Annotated in this window: 16 protein-coding genes; 13 read left to right on the forward strand and 3 right to left on the reverse strand. The window is 70.2% G+C overall.

The genetic code is table 11. From position 1 onward, the window contains the following. Positions 1 to 3 precede the first annotated feature (3 nt). The 13 genes from AC3EGR_RS07060 (at position 4) to AC3EGR_RS07120 (ending at position 14,257) form a co-directional block, all read left to right on the forward strand. Positions 4 to 2,034 carry a glycosyltransferase family 2 protein gene (locus AC3EGR_RS07060; RefSeq protein WP_488545746.1) on the forward strand — a complete coding sequence of 677 codons (2,031 nt, stop codon included), beginning with the start codon at positions 4 to 6 and terminating at the stop codon, positions 2,032 to 2,034. Then, positions 2,034 to 3,581 (forward strand): glycosyltransferase family 4 protein, encoded by a 1,548-nt coding sequence (locus AC3EGR_RS07065; RefSeq protein WP_488545747.1) that lies wholly within the window; start codon positions 2,034 to 2,036, stop codon positions 3,579 to 3,581. The genes AC3EGR_RS07060 and AC3EGR_RS07065 overlap by 1 nt, the downstream gene beginning before the upstream one ends. After that, entirely contained in the window at positions 3,578 to 4,522 is a 945-nt protein-coding gene (locus AC3EGR_RS07070; protein WP_488545748.1) for an NAD-dependent epimerase/dehydratase family protein, read from the forward strand. The genes AC3EGR_RS07065 and AC3EGR_RS07070 overlap by 4 nt, the downstream gene beginning before the upstream one ends. Beyond that, positions 4,519 to 5,412, forward strand: coding sequence for a glycosyltransferase family 2 protein (locus AC3EGR_RS07075; protein WP_488545749.1), 894 nt, complete (start codon positions 4,519 to 4,521; stop codon positions 5,410 to 5,412). The genes AC3EGR_RS07070 and AC3EGR_RS07075 overlap by 4 nt, the downstream gene beginning before the upstream one ends. After that, a complete protein-coding gene (locus AC3EGR_RS07080) occupies positions 5,409 to 6,551 on the forward strand; it encodes a glycosyltransferase family 4 protein (protein WP_488545750.1) in 1,143 nt (380 codons plus the stop codon). Before AC3EGR_RS07075 ends, AC3EGR_RS07080 begins: the two co-directional genes overlap by 4 nt. 45 nt (positions 6,552 to 6,596) lie before the next feature. After that, positions 6,597 to 8,009, forward strand: coding sequence for a mannose-1-phosphate guanylyltransferase/mannose-6-phosphate isomerase (locus tag AC3EGR_RS07085; protein ID WP_488545751.1), 1,413 nt, complete (start codon positions 6,597 to 6,599; stop codon positions 8,007 to 8,009). Then, positions 8,006 to 9,130, forward strand: coding sequence for a glycosyltransferase family 4 protein (locus AC3EGR_RS07090; protein ID WP_488545752.1), 1,125 nt, complete (start codon positions 8,006 to 8,008; stop codon positions 9,128 to 9,130). The genes AC3EGR_RS07085 and AC3EGR_RS07090 overlap by 4 nt, the downstream gene beginning before the upstream one ends. 52 nt (positions 9,131 to 9,182) lie before the next feature. Further along, positions 9,183 to 10,073, forward strand: coding sequence for an acetylglutamate kinase (argB, locus tag AC3EGR_RS07095; protein WP_488545753.1), 891 nt, complete (start codon positions 9,183 to 9,185; stop codon positions 10,071 to 10,073). Between the two features lie 100 nt (positions 10,074 to 10,173). Further along, positions 10,174 to 10,875, forward strand: coding sequence for a response regulator transcription factor (locus AC3EGR_RS07100; RefSeq protein ID WP_488545754.1), 702 nt, complete (start codon positions 10,174 to 10,176; stop codon positions 10,873 to 10,875). A gap of 95 nt (positions 10,876 to 10,970) precedes the next feature. Then, positions 10,971 to 12,305 carry an ATP-binding protein gene (locus tag AC3EGR_RS07105; protein ID WP_488545960.1) on the forward strand — a complete coding sequence of 445 codons (1,335 nt, stop codon included), beginning with the start codon at positions 10,971 to 10,973 and terminating at the stop codon, positions 12,303 to 12,305. Between the two features lie 98 nt (positions 12,306 to 12,403). Further along, positions 12,404 to 13,036 carry a nucleoid occlusion factor SlmA gene (gene slmA, locus AC3EGR_RS07110; protein WP_488545755.1) on the forward strand — a complete coding sequence of 211 codons (633 nt, stop codon included), beginning with the start codon at positions 12,404 to 12,406 and terminating at the stop codon, positions 13,034 to 13,036. Between the two features lie 81 nt (positions 13,037 to 13,117). Further along, the gene (gene pdeM, locus AC3EGR_RS07115; protein ID WP_488545756.1) at positions 13,118 to 13,804 is read left to right on the forward strand and encodes a ligase-associated DNA damage response endonuclease PdeM; all 687 of its coding nucleotides are present in this window, start codon (positions 13,118 to 13,120) and stop codon (positions 13,802 to 13,804) included. A gap of 99 nt (positions 13,805 to 13,903) precedes the next feature. After that, positions 13,904 to 14,257, forward strand: a complete 354-nt coding sequence (locus tag AC3EGR_RS07120; protein WP_488545757.1) for a hypothetical protein — start codon at positions 13,904 to 13,906, stop codon at positions 14,255 to 14,257. A gap of 15 nt (positions 14,258 to 14,272) precedes the next feature. Here AC3EGR_RS07120 and AC3EGR_RS07125 read toward each other — a convergent pair whose 3' ends face one another. From AC3EGR_RS07125 to AC3EGR_RS07135, 3 genes are read right to left on the reverse strand one after another with little or no spacing between them, the layout of a single operon-like run. After that, positions 14,273 to 15,331 (reverse strand): malate/lactate/ureidoglycolate dehydrogenase, encoded by a 1,059-nt coding sequence (locus tag AC3EGR_RS07125; protein WP_488545758.1) that lies wholly within the window; start codon positions 15,329 to 15,331, stop codon positions 14,273 to 14,275. 12 nt (positions 15,332 to 15,343) lie between these two features. Continuing rightward, entirely contained in the window at positions 15,344 to 16,858 is a 1,515-nt protein-coding gene (locus AC3EGR_RS07130) for a UxaA family hydrolase (RefSeq protein WP_488545759.1), read from the reverse strand. Between the two features lie 49 nt (positions 16,859 to 16,907). After that, positions 16,908 to 17,633 (reverse strand): FadR/GntR family transcriptional regulator, encoded by a 726-nt coding sequence (locus AC3EGR_RS07135; RefSeq protein WP_488545760.1) that lies wholly within the window; start codon positions 17,631 to 17,633, stop codon positions 16,908 to 16,910. Between the last annotated feature and the right edge of the window lie 53 nt (positions 17,634 to 17,686).

Here is a 17,686-nt window from a genome sequence, read left to right on the forward strand (position 1 = left end):
ACCATGAGCTCCCCACCGATCACCGTTCTCATGCCCGTGTACAACGGGGCGGACTACCTCGCGGAATCGATCGAGACCATCCTCGCGCAAACCTTTCGCGACTTCGAGTTCCTGATCATCAATGACGGCTCGAAGGACGGATCGCAGGCGATCCTGGACGACTATGCGGCCAAGGATGCGCGCATACGCCTGGTGCGGCAGGTGAACATGGGCCTCGCCGCGACGCTGAACAAGGGCCTCGGCCTCGCGCAGGGCGCACTGGTGGCGCGCCAGGACCAGGACGACCTCTCCGCGCCCGACCGGCTGGCGCACCAGATCGCGTACATGCAGGCGCACCCGGACTGTGTCCTGCTCGGCACGCGCGCGAGCATCCTCGAGGACCGCACGCCGACGCAACGCGCCCACGACCACCCCGTGGAGAACACGGTGCTCAAGCTGGACCTGCTGTTCAACAACCCTTTCGTGCACAGCTCCGTGATGGTGCGGCGCGACCGCGTGCTGCAGCTCGGCGGCTATACCACCGACCGCAACCGCCAGCCGCCGGAGGACTACGAGTTGTGGGCGCGCATCGGTCGTGGCGCCCGGGTGGCGAACCTTCCAGACCGCCTGCTCGTGTACCGCGAAGCCGCGCAGAGCATGTCACGCACTGGGCACAACCCGTTCCAGTCCAAGCTGCTGGTCCTGTCCGCGGAAAACCTGGCCCTCACCGCCGGCCTGGCCGAGCCGGACCGGAACTGCAAGGACATCGCGGCGCTCATCCACCAGGCACCGGCGCAGCTGTCAGAACGTCCCGAACTCGCGGCCATGGAAGCCGTGCTGCAGCGGTGCGTGGAACGCATTGCGCCGGAAGTCGAGTCCGCCGAGGAGCAGCGCGCCTTCCAGGAACGCGCCGCCTTCTGGATGGAGAACTTGCGGCACCACCACCGGGTCCAAGTGGCGTCGAGGCCGCAAGCGCCCGCCGAGGCCGCGCTGTGGCGCGCCCGGACCTTTACCGGCCAGTTGCCGGACAAGCCCGAGGTGACGGTGCTCATGCCGGTGTACAACGGCGCGGCGCAGGTGGCCGATGCGATCGAAAGTATCCTGGGCCAGACATTCGCCGAGTTCGAGTTCCTGATCGTCAACGACGGTTCGCAGGACGGCACGCAGGCCGTCCTCGAGAAGTACGCGGCGCGCGATCGGCGGATCCGTGTCGTGCAGCAGGCCAACATGGGGCTGGCCGCCACGCTCAACGTGGGCCTGGAGCTCGCGCGGGGCGAGTTCGTCGCGCGGCAGGACCATGACGACCTGGCTGCGCCGCAGCGCCTGGAGAAGCAGCTTGCATGGATGCGTGCGCATCCGGACTGCGTCCTGCTGGGAACGCGCGCTTCCATTGCGGCCAATGGCGCGGCGACCGAACGCGTCCACGACCACGCCTTGTCCAACGCCGCGCTCCAGGCGGATCTGCTGATCGACAATCCCTTCGTCCACAGCACGGTGATGTTGCGCCGTGAAACCGTGCTCGCCCTGGGTGGCTACACCACGGACCCGGCCCGGCAGCCTCCGGAGGATTACGAGCTGTGGGCGCGCATGGCGCGCGCTGGCCGCGTGGCCAACCTGCCCGAGCGCCTGCTGGTCTACAACGAGGTGCCGGGCAGCCTCTCGCGCGCCGGAGAACATCCGTTCCGCGCCAGGCTGGTCCGGCTTTCGGCCGAGAACCTGGCGATCGCGAGCGGCTTGTCCGCACCCGACGTGCACTGCACCGACGTGGCGGCCCTCCTGCACCAGTTGCCGCAAGCACGGTCGCCGCGCCCGGACCTGCGCGCGATGCAGCGCGTGTTGCAGCGCTGCTTCCGCGCCGTCGAGGCCGCGATCGAGTCGGACGAGGAACGTCGCGAGTTCGAGGCGCGCTGCGGCCTGTGGACCGCGAGCCTGAGGTTCAGGTACCTGCACGAGGTCCTGCCGCCAGTGTGGGTGCGGCCGCTGGCGGCGGGCTATCGCCGCGCGCGCTCCGTGCTGCGCAGAGTGAAGTCCATGGCGAGAAGGGTGGTGGGGTGATGAAGCTCCTGTTCGCGTGCGAGTTTTATTCGCCCAGCGTGGGCGGCGTCCAGGAAGTGATGAAGCAGCTGGCCGAACGCATGGTGCAGTTCGGCCACCAGGTGACCGTCGCCACCACACGGCTGGCCGAGCGCGAGTTCAGCTCGCTCAACGGCGTCGAGATCGTCGGCTTCGACATCGCCGGCAACGCGACGCGCGGCATGGTGGGCGAGGTGGACCGGTACCGCGAGTTCGTGCGCAACTTCCCGTGCGACGCGCTGATGGTCAAGGCCGCGCAGCAGTGGACGTTCGACGCGCTCTGGCCGGTGCTCGACGACATCCGGTGCCGCAAGGTGTTCATCCCGTGCGGTTTCTCGGGCTTGTATGAGCCGATGTACCAGCAGTACTTCAGGGACCTGCCGGCCATCATGCGCAAGTGGGACCACCTGATCTTCTACGCCGAGTGCTACCGCGACGTGGACTTCGCGCGCGCACACGGGATGGAGCACTACACCATCCTGCCCAACGGGGCGAGCGAGATCGAGTTCGGCGTCGAGGCGGACCCGACGTTCCGGCGCCGCCACGGCATCCGGGAAGACAGCCTGCTGCTGCTCACCGTGGGCAGCCTCACGGGCGTGAAGGGACATCGCGAGATCGCAGAGGCCTTCGCGCGCCTGCAACTGCCGGGTGGGCAGCACGCCACGCTGATGCTGAACGCCAATCCGCCGCCCAAGCCGCCCGTGGCGCCGGCGCCGGCACCCGTACCGCCTCCCGTGGCCGCGCCAATGCCACCGGCCGCGCCCCCACCGCCGCCACCGCCCCCGCCGCCGCGGGACGTCGGCGTGCTGGGCCGCGCGCAGCGCGTCTACCGGCAGGAAGGCATGGCGGGCGTGCGCGAGCGCTTCCGCAAGTACCTCATGCGTCCGGTCCGCCTGGGCATGGAGGCGGCGCACTATTCGACCAAGATCGGCAGCGCCCTGCGCGAGCAGGGCATCGGCGCGACGGCAGACAAGGTGCATCGCGGCGTGTACGAACGTACGCGGCACATGCCGGTATGGAAGTACGTGCCGGATCGATTCCACCCTCGCCACGTCTACTCGCTGAACCAGTGGCTGGCGGCGGCGAATCGCGCGCCGAACCGACTGGCGCTGCACACCGACTTCGGGCGGGAAGAGCTGGTGCAGGCCTACATGGCCGCGGACCTGTTCGTCTTCGCATCGAACATCGAGTATTCGCCGCTGGTGCTGTACGAGTCTGCAGCGGCCGGAACCCCGTTCCTCACCGTGCCCGTCGGACATGCCGACGAGATCGCCCTCTGGACGGGCGCCGGCGTCATGTGCCCGGCGCCGAAGGACGATCGCGGCTACACCCGCGTCGACCCGGAGCAGCTCGCGCGCTCGATTTCCGAGCTCGCGCGAGACCGCGACCGCCTGCGAGTCCTGGGCGAGACCGGCCGGCGGCGCTGGCGCTCCAACTTCACGTGGCAGGCCATCGCGCACCGATACGAGGGCATCCTCAAGGGCGAGACACCGCCTTGCCACGGGATGGTGCTCAAGGAGGATGCATGACGTGCTGCCTGGTGGGCGGGGGCGGGTTCATCGGCCGGGCGCTCGCCCGGCTGCTCGCCGAGAGCGGGCGCGACGTGCGCGTCCTCGACCGCGCGCCACGGCGGCCGGAGGCCCTCGACCCGCGGGCCGACTACATGCATTGCGACGTCAGCGATGCGGCACACCTGGTGACGGCGCTGGGCGGGGCCACCGAGCTGGTGGACCTGTCGTATGCCAGCCCGGCCCGGGCGACGTTCTCGAACCCGCTGGCCGAGGTGCTGGCCAACGTGCCGGTGTCCGTCGGCGTCATGCAGGCGGCGGTGGAGCAGCACCTGCGCCGCTACGTCTACGTGTCCTCCGGCGGCACGGTGTACGGCGAGCAAGGCGCTGCGCCGATCAACGAGCAGGCGGTGCCTACGCCGGTCTCGCCCTACGGCATCACCAAGCTCACGATCGAGCGCTATGCCTTCCTGATGCACCACCACCACCAGCTGCCCGCCGTGGCGGTTCGGCCAGGCAACGCATACGGGCCGGAGCAGCTGCCGTTCACCGGCCAGGGTTTCATCGCGACCGCGGTGGGCTCGGTGCTGGCGAACAAGCCGGTCACGGTGTTCGGCGAGCGCGGCACCGTGCGCGACTACGTCCACGTGGACGACGTCGCCTCGGGGATCGTCGCCGCGCTGGACCACGGCGTGCCGGGCAGCGCCTACAACATCGGCACCGGCGTGGGCCTCGACAACATGGACATCCTGGAGCTGATCCGCGCGGCGGCCGCATCTTCGGGTTTCGAGGTGAAAGTCGACCGCGCGCCGGCGCGTCCAGCCGACGTGTCGGTCAACGTGCTCGACGCCTCCGCGCTGCACCACGTGTCCGGCTGGAGGCCTCGCATCGCGTGCGCCGAGGGCGTGCACCAGGTCTGGCAGGCGCAGCTCGCCGCTCACCGGGGACTGGAGGCGTCGTGACGGTGCCGAGTCCGGCGTTCGACGCCACGCGTGCGGCGCCGGCACTGTCCGTCCTCCTGCCCGTGCGTAATGGCGCGGCCTCGCTGCCGCAGGCGATCGCATCGGTGCTCGGGCAGACATCGAGCGATTTCGAACTCCTCCTTCTCGACGATGGTTCGAGTGACGGCAGCCCCGAAATCGCGCGCGCATTCGGCGACCCGCGCATCCGCGTGATCGAGGACGGCAAGCTCCTGGGCCTTTCGGCCCGCCTCAACCAGGGCGTACAGCTCGCGCGCGCCGACCTCGTCGCGCGCATGGACGCGGACGACCTGTGCCTGCCACGCCGTTTCGAACTGCAGCGTGCCTTCCTTTCCGCGCACCCCGAGGTCGACCTCGTCGGCTGCCGCGCCGCCGTGTTCCGCGGCGACGAGGTGCTGGGCCTTCTGCCGTACGCCAAGGACCACGAGGCGCTCGTCGCCAGGCCGTGGCACACGATTCCGCTGCCGCATCCCACGTGGATGGGACGCCGCGCCTGGTTCCTGAAGCATCCCTATCGCACGCCGGAGGTGAGGCGGGCCGAGGACCAGGAACTGCTGATCCGCGCGGCGCCCACGAGCCGCTATGCCTGCCTGCCCGACGTGCTGCTTGCGTATCGGCTGGGCGCACCGGACCTGCGCAAGACGCTGGTCGCGCGACGCACCCAGTGGCTGGCCCAGTTCCGGCTGCTCGCGGGGCGGGGCGACTGGCGTGGTGCCGGCCTGTCCTGCGCTTATGGCGCGCTCAAGGTGGGCCGCGATCTCGCCACCGCGGCCGCGCGCCGCTCTGGTTACCGCGTCGAGGCGGACACCCATGACCAGCTCGACGTGGCGACGCGCCGCGCCCTGGCCGAGGCGCTCGCGTGCCAGGCATGAAGCGCCTCCTGTTCTTCGTCCCGGAGGACAAGTTCTTCCTGTCGCACTTCCTCGCGCGGGGCCGCGCGGCGCAGGCGGCGGGCTATGACGTCGTGGTGCTCGGGCGCGAGGGCGAGCAGGCCGATGCGATCCGGGCGGAGGGGATGCGTTTCGTCGGGCTTCCACTGCGGCGCGACCGGCTGAACCCCGTGCGTGAGTTCTTCCGGGTCTTCCTGCCCGTGCTGAAGGTGTACCGCCAGGAGCGGCCGGACGTGCTGCACCACATCGCCATCCGCCCCATCTTCCACGGCAGCCTGGCGGCACGGCTGCTGCGCTTGCCGGGGGTGATCAACGCGCCGGTCGGCATGGGCTACGTGTTCAGTTCCAACCAGCTCAAGGCCAGGCTGCTGCGTCCCGTGGTGCGCACGCTGCTGCGCCTGTTGCTGCATCCGCCCGGTGCGCGCGTGGTCTTCGAGAACCCCGACGACCTGCGCGCGAACGCGCGGCTCGGTGCCGTGCGCGAGGAGGAATGCGTGCTGATCCGCGGAGCCGGCGTCGACGTCGACACGCTCCGCCCACACGCGCCGCATGGCGGCACGGTGGTCGTCACGCTGGCCGCGCGCATGTTGCGCGACAAGGGCGTCAGGGAGTTCGCCGAGGCGGCGCGCATCCTGAAGGCACGCGGTGTCGCTGCCCGTTTCGTGCTCGCCGGTGGCCTGGATTCCACCAATCCGACCAGCATCCCCGAATCGCAACTGCGCGTCTGGCAGGAAGAGGGCACGGTCGAATGGCTCGGCCACTGCAGCGACATGCCCGCCGTCTGGGGGCAGACCGACATCGCCTGCCTGCCTTCCTACCGCGAAGGTCTGCCCAAGGCGCTGCTGGAGGCGCTGGCCTGCGGACTGCCCATCGTGGCGACGGACGTGCCCGGCTGCCGCGAGACGGTGGAGCCGGGGGTGAACGGCTTCCTCGTTCCTGCACGCGACGGCGCGGCGCTCGCCGAAGCGCTGGAGCAGCTGATTGCCTCGCCCGAGCTGCGCGAGCGATTCGGACGGCGCAGCCGCGAGAAGGCGGTCGCGGAGTTCGCCGACGCGGTCGTCGTGAACGCGACACTGCATCTCTACGCGGAGGCAGCCCGCCGTCCCGCCGGGGCGCGCTGAGCCCGGTGCGCTAGCATTCCCCATTCCTACGTTGAGCAGATACCGATGACCCTCTCCGTCCAGCCTGTCGTTCTGTGTGGCGGCTCGGGCACGCGCTTGTGGCCCCTCTCGCGCAAGGCCTACCCGAAGCAGTTCGTCCCGCTCGTGGGCGACAAGAGCCTGCTCGCGCTGACGCTGCAGCGCGTGGGCCTGCTCGCCGATGCGACCCGTGGCGTGATGTGCGTCGGCTCCGAGGAACACCGCTTCATGGTGCGCGACGCCATGAAGGGCGAGGGCCTGGCCGGCACGATCGTGCTCGAGCCGGTCGCCCGCAACACCGCGGCGGCCATGTCCCTGGCCGCCCTGCAGGCCGCGGACCCGCGGCAGCTGCTCCTTTTCTGCCCGTCGGACCACCACGTGCCCGACGCGCAGGCTTTCGCGGCGATGGTGCGCCAGGGCGCCGAAAGCGCCGCGGGCGGCGCCATCGTCACTTTCGGTGTCGTGCCCTCCTTTCCGAGCACCGCCTACGGCTACCTGGAAAAAGGGGCGCCGCGCGGCGCCGGTGCGTTTGCCGTCGCGCGCTTCATCGAAAAGCCCGATGCGCCCCGCGCCGCGCAGCTCCTGCTGGCCGGCAACGTGCTCTGGAACGCCGGGATCTTCTTGTGCCAGGCCGACGTGCTGCTGCGGGCCATGGAGCAGCACGCGCCGGACATCCTGGCGCGCTGCCGCGAAGCGATGGCGGGTGCGACCCGGGACGCCGAGTTCGTGCGGCCGGCCGCCGCGCCGCTGGAAGCCTGCCGCTCGGAGAGCATCGACTTCGCCGTCATGGAACACCAGCGCGACCTGGTCGTCGTGCCCTTCACCGGCGCGTGGAGCGACGTGGGCAGCTGGAACGCCGTCGCCGAGCTCTACCCGGCCGACGCGCAGGGCAACCGCCTCCATGGCAATGCCGTGGCCGTGCAGTCCCGCAACAACTTCGTGCACGCCCCGCATCGCTGCGTCGTCACGCTCGGTGTCGACGACCTGCTGATCATCGACACCCCGGATGCCGTGCTGGTGACCCGCCGCGAGGCGGCCGAACAGGTCAAGGGCGTGGTCGCCGAACTGGACCGGCGCGGCCAGCGCGAGTCGGTCCAGCACCGCAAGGTGCTTCGGCCCTGGGGCTCCTACGACAGCATCGAGAACGGCGACCGCTTCCAGGTCAAGCGCATCATCGTCAACCCCGGCGCCTCCCTGAGCTTGCAGAAGCATTTCCATCGCGCCGAGCACTGGATCGTGGTGTGCGGCACGGCCGAAGTCACGCGCGGGCAGGAAACCTTCCTCGTGAGCGAGAACGAGTCCACCTACATCCCCCTGGGCGAGGTGCATCGCTTGCGCAACCCGGGGCGGGTGCCGCTGGAGATGATCGAGGTGCAGTCCGGGAGCTACCTCGGCGAAGACGACATCGTCCGCATGGACGACGCCTACGGACGCAAATGATCGGGATCCTGGTGCTGTGCGCCGTGCTGGCCGCACTCGGCTGCGGCCTGTTGCTGCGCCTCGGAGAGGAGAGCGCCCGCCGCTATGGCGATTTCATGCCGCAACGCTTCCACATCGGGCACGTGCCGCGGCTCGGCGGCGCCGCCATGTTCGTCGCGTGCGTGGGGGGCTGGGCCTGGCTGGCCGGCGCCGAGCATTTCGGCGTCGTGCACGGGATTCCGTTCGACGCATTGCATGCCGCAACCTGGTGCCTGGTGGGCGTCGTCGGCGTCGCCGCAGGAGTGATCGAAGACCTGACGCACCAGCTGCGGGCACGGTCGCGTTTCGTCAGCACCGGCCTGGCGGCGATCCTGGCCGTGGTGCTGTTCGGGCTCGCGGTGCCACGTACCGGCGTGCCGCTGCTGGATGCCGCCTGGACGCAGGTCCCCTGGCTGCAGATGGCCGCCGCGGTGTTCGTCCTGGCCGGACTGCCCCACGCGTTCAACATCATCGACGGCTACAACGGGCTGGCCGGCACGGTCGCCCTGATCTGCTGCGCCGCCCTGGCCCACGTCGCCCTGCAGCTCGGGGACCGCCAGCTCGGGGCGTCCCTGCTGGTGCTCGCCGGCGCGACGATCGGCTTCCTGCTCTGGAACTATCCGCGCGGCCTCATCTTCGCCGGCGACGGCGGCGCCTATCTCTGGGGCATCGTGCTCGGGATCTGCAGCATCCTGCTGGTCCAGCGCCACCCGCAGGTCTCGCCCTGGTTTCCCATCCTGCTGCTGATCTACCCGACCTGGGAGACGCTGTTCTCGATCTACCGCAAGGTGGCACGCGGCCAGTCGCCCAGCCTGGCCGACGCGCTGCACTTCCACCAGTTGATTTACCGGCGCGTCGTGCGGCAGGTGTTCCACGACGACGAGACGCGGCGCATGCTGATCCGCAACAACCGCACCTCGCCCTGGCTCTGGGGCTTCACGGTCCTCACGGTGGTGCCCGCGGTGCTGTTCTGGCGCAGCACCCCCATCCTCGCGGCATTCACGCTCCTGTTCGTGGTGAGCTACCTGTGGGCCTATCACAGCATCGTCCGCTTCCGGATGCAGCGCTGGCTGCGCCGGGCACGGCGCCTGTATCCCCGCTGACGGGAGCCTGGCGACCTGCGGCAAAATGGCGGCAACCCCCCAGTCTTCGCCCATGAACGACGTCACCCACATCGCCCCGCGCGACAAGGCCGAAATCCTGGCCCAGGCGCTGCCCTACATCCGCAACTTCCATGGCAAGACCATGGTGATCAAGTACGGGGGCAACGCGATGACCGACCCCGAGCTGCAGGCCGACTTCGCCGAGGACGTGGTGCTGCTCAAGCTCGTGGGCATCAACCCCGTGGTCGTGCACGGCGGCGGGCCGCAGATCGAACAGGCGCTCAACCGCCTGGGCAAGAAGGGCGAGTTCATCCAGGGCATGCGCGTCACCGACGCGGAGACCATGGAAGTGGTCGAATGGGTCCTGGCCGGTGAAGTGCAGCAGGACATCGTCGGCTTCATCCACAAGGCCGGCGGCCAGGCCGTGGGCCTCACCGGCCGCGACGGCGGCATGATCCGCGCCCGCAAGCTCAAGATGGTGGACACCAAGGACCCGTCCAAGGAACACGACGTGGGCCAGGTCGGCGACATCGTGGAGATCAACCCGGGCGTGCTCAAGGCGCTGCTGGAGGACAACTTCATTCCCGTGGTCAGCCCCATCGGCTTCGGCGACGAGAACGAGAGCTACAACATCAACGCCGACGTGGTGGCGGCCAAGCTGGCCGAGGTGCTGCGCGCAGAGAAGCTGGTGCTCCTCACCAACACGCCGGGTGTCCTGGACAAGTCCGGCAGGCTCCTCACCGAGCTGTCGGCGCAGGAGATCGATGCCCTCTTCGCCGACGGCACGATCTCCGGCGGCATGCTGCCCAAGATCAGCGGCGCGCTCGACGCGGCGAGGGCCGGCGTGAACGCGGTCCACATCATCGACGGCCGCGTGCCGCACGCCATGCTGCTCGAGATCCTCACGGACCAGGCGTACGGCACCATGATCCGCGCGAATTGACCCACCCCCGAAGCGCCTGCGGCGCCTCCCCCTCAAGGGGGCGCCTCCAGCGGCCCGGCAAAGCCGGTTCCGCGGCGGCACTGGAAAGAGTTCAAGACATATGAGGCTGCTGTTGGTCGAAGACGATGTGATGGTGGCCAGCGGCATCAAGCTGGGCCTCGCCAATGCCGGCTACGCGGTCGACTGGGTCGGCAGCGGCGAGCGGGCCGAGGAGGTGTTGCGCGGCGAGGTGTTCGACGCGGCCATCATCGACATCGGCCTGCCCAACATGGACGGCCTGGAGCTCACGCGCCGCCTGCGCCGGCCCGAGATGGCCAGCCAGCACATGCCGGTGCTGATCCTCACCGCGCGCGACGCGCTGCACGACCGCGTGCAGGGCCTCGATCTGGGCGCGGACGACTACATGATCAAGCCCTTCGAGCTGCCGGAGCTGCTCGCGCGCCTGCGCGCGCTGCTGCGCCGCTCGCAGGCGGCCACTTCCGCGGTGCTGAGCTTCGGGCCGATCGAGCTGGACACGGCCAACCGGCGCGCCAGTGCCCAGCGCAACGGCCAGGCCGTGGCCATCGAGCTCGGGCCGCGCGAGTGGACGGTGATGGAATACCTCCTGATCAACGCGCCCAAGCCGGCCAGCAAGGACAAGCTGCTGCAGGCCCTCACCGGCTGGGACAAGGAGATCACGCCCAACGCGGTGGAGGTCTACATCTCGCGGCTGCGCGGCAAGCTGGAGCCCTACGGCGTGGCCCTGCGCTCCATCCGTGGCTTCGGCTACCGGCTGGAACTGCGGCCGGCCGAAGCCGAGTGAAGCTCTCGCTCCTTCCCGCGGCTCCTGCCGCCGGAAGTCGCCGCACCAGGCCGATCCGCGGCGTCACCTCGGGCCTGCGCCGCCGCCTGCTGGTGATGCTGATCGCGCCGCTTACCGTGCTGGCGATCGTCAATGCCTGGCTCGAGTACCGATCCGCCGACAACGTGGCCACCCAGCAGGACCAGCGCCTGCTGTCCCTCGTGCCCCTGGTGGCGGATTCGGTGATCGGCGAAGCGTCCGAGCGGCCGCTGCTGATGCTGGCGCCGCCGCTCGAGGAGTTCCTCAAGGAGCGGCCCGGCTCCGCCACCTACGCGATCCTCGATGCCGACGGCAAGGTGCTGCACGGCGACGCCTGGCTGGAAGGCCTGCCACCCTCGGACAGCACGGCCGAAGTGCACAGCGAGGAGCGCTACGGCACCACCTGGCGCATCGTGCGCCAGCGCCAGCCCACGGTGCTGGGCGAGGTGGTGGTCGCCGTCGCCGACAGCTCCGACCCGCGCCAGCAGTGGGCACGCTCCATCCTGTTTCGCGTCCTGCTGCCGAACTTCGTGCTCATCGCGGCGGCCGCCTTCGCCGTGCGCTGGGCGGTGCAGCAGGCGCTCAAGCCGCTGCTGTCCCTCAAGGAGGCGGTGGAACACCGGTCGCCGCGCGACCTGAGCGCGATCGACGAAGGCGCCTCGCCCGAGGAGGTACGCCCGCTCGTGGATTCGCTCAACCGCCTGTTCGGGCTGGTGAACGCGCAGGCGGAAAGCCAGCGCCGCTTCGTGGCCGACGCCGCCCACCAGTTGCGCACCCCGATCGCCGGCCTGCAGTCGCAGGTCGAGGCCTGGGCCCAGGCGGCCAGCGCCGCCCCGCAAGGCGCGACCCTGGCGCTGCCCACCGAGCAGGTCTACAAGCTGCGCAACGCCACGCGCCGCACTTCGCAGCTGGCCAACCAGTTGCTGGCCCTGTCGCGGGCCGACGCGCGCGGCATGCTCTCGCAGCCGGAGCAGCGCTTGGACCTCAAGGCGATGTGCGAGGACACGCTGGAGTCGCACCTGGATGCCGCCACCGCCCGCGGCATCGACCTGGGCCTGGACGCCTTGCCGGTGCAGGTCATGGGCCACGAGTGGCTGTTGCGCGAGCTGCTGTCCAACCTGGTCGACAACGCCGTGAAATACAGCCACGAAGGCGGCACGGTGACGATTCGTTGCGGGCGGCGGGGCAGCACCCCCTTCCTGGAGGTCGAGGACGACGGTCCGGGGGTGGCCGCTTCCGAACGCCCCCGCATTCTGGAGCGCTTCTACCGGGTGCAGGGCACCCGCGGCGAGGGCAACGGGCTGGGCCTGGCGATCGCGGAGGAGATCGCCCGCGTCCACGGCAGCCACCTGCAATTGCAGCCCGGAAGCCTGGGACGTGGCTTGAAAGTCACACTTCCGCTGCCTGGGTGAGCGCCTGCTCGCGCAGCAATCCCGTCCGGCGGATGGGCTGGCGAGTGCTCACGCTCGGCTATGCGAGAATCATTTTGCAACCGCTGACCCAGGCACCCATGTCCCACGCCGAGTTCGATACCCCCGATCCGACACCTTCCGGTGGCGAAACGCCGGCCGTGGCGCGCAAGCGTCCCAAGCCCGGCGAGCGGCGGGTCCAGATCCTCCAGGCCCTGGCGACCATGCTGGAGCAGCCGGGGGCCGAGCGCATCACCACGGCCGCCCTGGCGGCGCGCCTGGAAGTGAGCGAGGCGGCGCTGTACCGCCACTTCGCGAGCAAGGCGCAGATGTTCGAAGGCCTGATCGAGTTCATCGAGCAGAGCGTCTTCACCCTGATCAACCAGATCACCGAGCGCGAGGCCGCCGGTGCCGGCCAGGCCGGACGCATCGTCGCGATGCTGATCCAGTTCGCCGAGAAGAACCCGGGCATGACCCGCGTGATGGTCGGCGACGCGCTGGTGTTCGAGAACGATCGCCTGCAGCAGCGCATGAATCAGTTCTTCGACAAGGTGGAGTCCTCGCTCAAGCAGTGCCTGCGCACGCCCGACGGCGCCACGCCCACGGTCGACGCCCAGGTCCGCGCCTCGGTGCTCACCGCGTTCATCGTGGGCCGCCTGCAGCGCTTCGCCCGCTCCGGCTTCAAGCGCGTGCCTTCGGAGCACCTGGAGCAGGCGCTCGCGCGCATGATGTAATCGCGGCGGTTCGCACCGCCGGCCGTGCCCCCGCAGGGGTTGCGCAGGTGAGCGCCTGCGAACCCCACCGTCGTCATCTCCATGCTGAGAATCCGCCTGGCCGGCCAGGATGCGCTGCTGCATCCCACCGGCGCCCTCTATCTTTCCGCCGAACGCACCCTGCTGGTGGCCGACGCCCACTTCGGCAAGGCCGTGAGCTTCCGCAAGCTGGGCGTGCCCGTGCCGAGCGGCACCACCAGCGAGACGCTGGCCCGGCTCGATGCGGCCGTCGCGGACACCGGCGCGGCCCACGTCGTCTTCCTCGGCGACTTCCTGCATTCCGTGCGCTCCCACAGCGCCGGCACGCAAGCCGTGCTGCGCGCCTGGCGGGAAGCGCACGCCGACCTGCAGCTCACTCTCGTGCGCGGCAACCACGACGACCGCGCCGGGGACCCGCCCGCGCAGCTGCGCTTCCGCGTGGTCGACGAACCGCTGAGGCTGGGCCCCTTCGCGTTGTGCCACCACCCGCGGCCGGTGCCCGATGCCTACGTGCTCGCCGGCCACTGGCATCCCTGCATCAGCATTGCCGGCCGCGCCTTCGAACGCCTGCGCCTGCCGTGCTTCTGGCTCGGCGACGACAGCGGCCAATTGCCGCGCCAGGCGGTGGGCATCCTGCCGGCCTTCGGCAGTTTCACCGGCATGCACCGCATCGAGCCGCGCGCCGGCGACCGCATCTTCCCGATCGCGGGCGACACCGTGCGGGCGCTGCCGGCGCTGCCTGTGCCGTAAAGGCCGCGTCGGTGCCGCACTGACGCGCAGCAGCGCGCCTGTCCGGCGGAGCGCCTCGGTGCCTTCCCTTGGAATGGAGGCCATCAAGGGAGATTCCAGATGAAGAAGATTGCTTTCGTTGCCTCCGCCTGCCTGCTGGCCGCTTCCGCATTCGCGCAGGGCTCCGTGTCCTCGTCCTCCGGCGTCACCGTGACCTCCGGCACCGGTGTCGTCGTGACGCCCGGCGCGCCGAGCGCGAGCGTCACCGTGATGCCGTCGACCACCGCCACTGCCATGCCGCAGCCCCACCTGCTGCCGGGCGGCACCATGGTGCAGCGCAGTTCCACCACCGTCCTCGGCGGTCCGGCGCCCGGGATTTCGGGCTCGAAGACCGAGGTGACGACCTACTGGGCGAACGTGCCGGCCGATGCCGGTCGTGACGACAGCTTCCGTCGCTGGCAGGCGCTGAAATAAGGTCGCTGGCGCGCGTCAGTCGACGCGCGCGCCCACCTTGGCGCCGGCCGCGACGATCTCCGCCCAGGTCTGGTCGTCCAGCGCGATGCCTGCCGCTTCGCGCTCGCGCCGCGCCTTGCGCTCGGGCTCGCCGGCCAGTTGCACGCCCTCGCTTCCGGGCGCGGGCGGGCTTTGCCGCAGCCAGTCGACGAAGGCGAGCGCCTCGCGCTCGAAGCTCGCCTGCGTGCCGAGTTTGCGCGGGTCCACGACCACGGTGAACATGCCGTTGATCACCGCACGCTTGTCGTCGGCGGGCCGGTGCCAGGTGCCGCTGCCGGTGAGCGCGCCCCCGAGCAGCTCGCAAGCCACCGCCATGCCGTAGCCCTTGTGCTCGCCGAAGGCGAGCAGCGCGCCGAACATGCCGCCGGGCTGCGGCACCACCACCACGCCGGGGTTGGTCGTCGGGCGGCCCTTCTCGTCGATCAGGTAGCCGGGCTCGACCTGCCGGCCCTCGTTGTGCGCGACGCGCATCTTGCCCTGGGCCACGCGGCTGGTGGCGAAGTCCAGCACGAAGGGCGCGCGGCCGTCCAGCGGGATGCCGACGCAGAAGGGGTTGGTGCCGTAGCGGCCGTCACCGCCGCCGAAAGGCGCGACCACGGGACGCGACTGCACGTTGACGAAGTGGATGGACACCAGCCCGCGTTCCACCGCCATCTCGGCGAAGTGGCCGATGCGGCCCAGGTGGTGTGCGTTGGCCAGCGTCATGACGCAGCTGCCGCCTTGCTGGGCCCGCTCGATCGCGCGCTGCATCGCCTGCTCGCCCACCACCTGGCCGTAGCCGCGGCGGCCGTCCAGCGCCAGCAGGCTGCCGCCGTCGAACTTCACCTCGATGCTGGAATTGGGCTTCAGGCCGCCTTCCAGCACCGCGTCGACGTAGCGAGGCACCATGCCCACGCCGTGCGAGTCGTGTCCGCTCAGGTTGGCGAGCACCAGGTTGTCCGCGACGGCCTGCGCCTCCTCGGGCGAGCTGCCCGCGGCGCTGACGATGGCCGAGACGGTGGCACGCAGCTGCGCGGCCGTGAACTTTCTTGTCATGCGTTTGCTCCCTTACATCACCGCGCCCACTTGCCAGGGCACGAATTCGTTCTGGCCGTAGCCATGCTGTTCGCTCTTGCTGTGCTCGCCCGAGGCGGTCGCCAGCACGAGCCGGAAGATGCGCTCGCCCATCTCCTGGATGGACGCCTTGCCGTCGATGATCTCGCCGCAGTTGATGTCCATGTCCTCCTCCTGCCGCTGCCACAGGACGGTGTTGGTGGCGAGCTTGAGCGAAGGGGAGGGCGCGCAGCCGTAGGCGGAGCCGCGGCCGGTGGTGAAGCAGATCATGTTGGCGCCGCCGGCCACCTGCCCCGTGGCGCTGACGGGGTCGTAGCCGGGCGTGTCCATGTAGACGAAGCCGTGCGCCGTCACCGGCTCCGCGTACTCGTACACGGCCTGCAGGTTGGTGGTGCCGCCCTTGGCCACGGCGCCGAGCGACTTTTCCAGGATGGTGGTGAGCCCGCCGGCCTTGTTGCCCGGCGACGGGTTGTTGTTCATCTCGCCCTCGTTCACCTTCGTGTAGTGCTCCCACCAGCGGATGCGCGAGAGCAGCTTCTCGCCCACCTCGCGCCGCACGGCGCGCCGCGTGAGCAGGTGTTCGGCGCCGTAGATCTCCGGCGTCTCGGACAGGATGGCCGTGCCGCCGTGGGCGACGAGCAGGTCGACCGCTGCGCCGAGCGCGGGGTTGGCGCTGATGCCGGAATAGCCGTCGGAGCCGCCGCACTGCAGGCCGATGGTGATGTGCGCGGCGCTGCAGGGCTCCCGCCTGACGCGGTTGGCCGCGGGCAGCATTTCCCGGACCAGTGCGATGCCTTTTTCCACCGTCTTGCGGGTGCCCCCGGTGTCCTGGATGTTGAACACCTGCAGCGTCTCGCCCTCGCGCAGGCTGCTGTGGGCCAGCCAGGCGTTGATCTGGTTGGCCTCGCAGCCCAGGCCCACGACGACGACCGCGGCGAAGTTGGCGTGGGTGGCATAGCCGGCGAGCGTGCGCTCCAGGATCTGCATGCCCAGGCCTTCGGTGTCCATGCCGCAGCCGGTGCCGTGCGTGAGCGCGACCACGCCGTCGACGTTGGGGTAGGCCTCCAGCGCGCGCGGATTGGCCTGGCGCGAGAAGTGGTCGGCGATCGCGCGCGCGGCGGTCGCCGAGCAGTTCACGCTGGAGAGGATGCCGATGTAGTTGCGCGTGGCGACGCGCCCGTCGGCTCTCTTGATGCCCATGAAGGTCGCTTCGCGCCGTGCGGGCTCCGCCTTCGCGTCGGCGCCGAAGGCGTAGTCGCGTTCGAAGTCGCCCATCACCAGGTTGTGGGTATGCACGTGCTCGCCGGCGGCGATGGGCTTGCTCGCGAAACCGATGATCTGGTTGTAGCGGCGCACCGGCTGGCCGGCGGCGATGTCGCGCATGGCGATCTTGTGCCCGGGCGGGATGAGCCCGCGGGCGGTCACGTTCTCGACCTGCGCACCGCCCACGAGCTGGGTGCGGGCGATGAGGACGTCGTCGTTGGGGTGGAGGCGGATGAAGGGGGTCATGGTTCGCTTCTCTGGGATTTGCTGCGCGCACCGCCAGCCTACAGGATGCTCACTGGCTGTTCGCGCGTTTCCAGCTCGCGCTGTAGCGGGCCGTTGCTCTCTTCAGGTGTTGCCGCATGGCTTCGCGCGCGCCCTCGGCGTCGCGCCCGCGGATCGCGGCCAGCACCGCGCCGTGCTCGCCCATGGCCGCGTGCCAGGACGCAGGCGTGTCGAAATAGTCCCCGAGCCGCTCGAACAGCGGCCCGTGGCGCGCGCTCCAGTAGCTGCGCACCGTGTCCCCCAGCACCTCGTTGCCGCAGGCCTGGGCGACGGCGTCGTGGAAGGCCTCGTCGCCCTCGCGCGGCTCGACGTTGGCGGCAATGTCCTCGCCCATCCGTTGCAGCGCGGCCGCCATGGCCGCGATGTGCGCCTTGCGGCCGTTGCGCGCGGCGAGCGCCGCTACCTCGGCTTCCACCAGCTCGCGCGCCTGCATCACCTGCAACGGGCCCCAGTCCGCCCCTGGCGCACCGGCCGGCCGGGTGGCGATGGTCCCGACGCGGCGGCGCGCCTCCTGCACGTAGATGCCGGAACCGGTGCGCACCTCGACCCAGCCTTCGACCTCGAGCGCGATGATGGCCTCGCGCACCGAAGGGCGGCTGACGCCGAGCTGCCGGGCGAGATCGCGCTCGGCCGGCAGGCGCGTGCCCGCGCCGAACTCGCCGCCCGCGATGAGCCCGCGCAACTGCTCGGCGATCTGGCGGTACAGGCGGCTGCTCTCGACGGTCTGCAAGGGCATGGAGGATGATTAGGGTTGCTGCTGACTGGCCAAGTGGTCAGGCCAATTAATAT

It is taken from the genome of Ramlibacter sp. G4-7 (assembly GCF_057784995.1).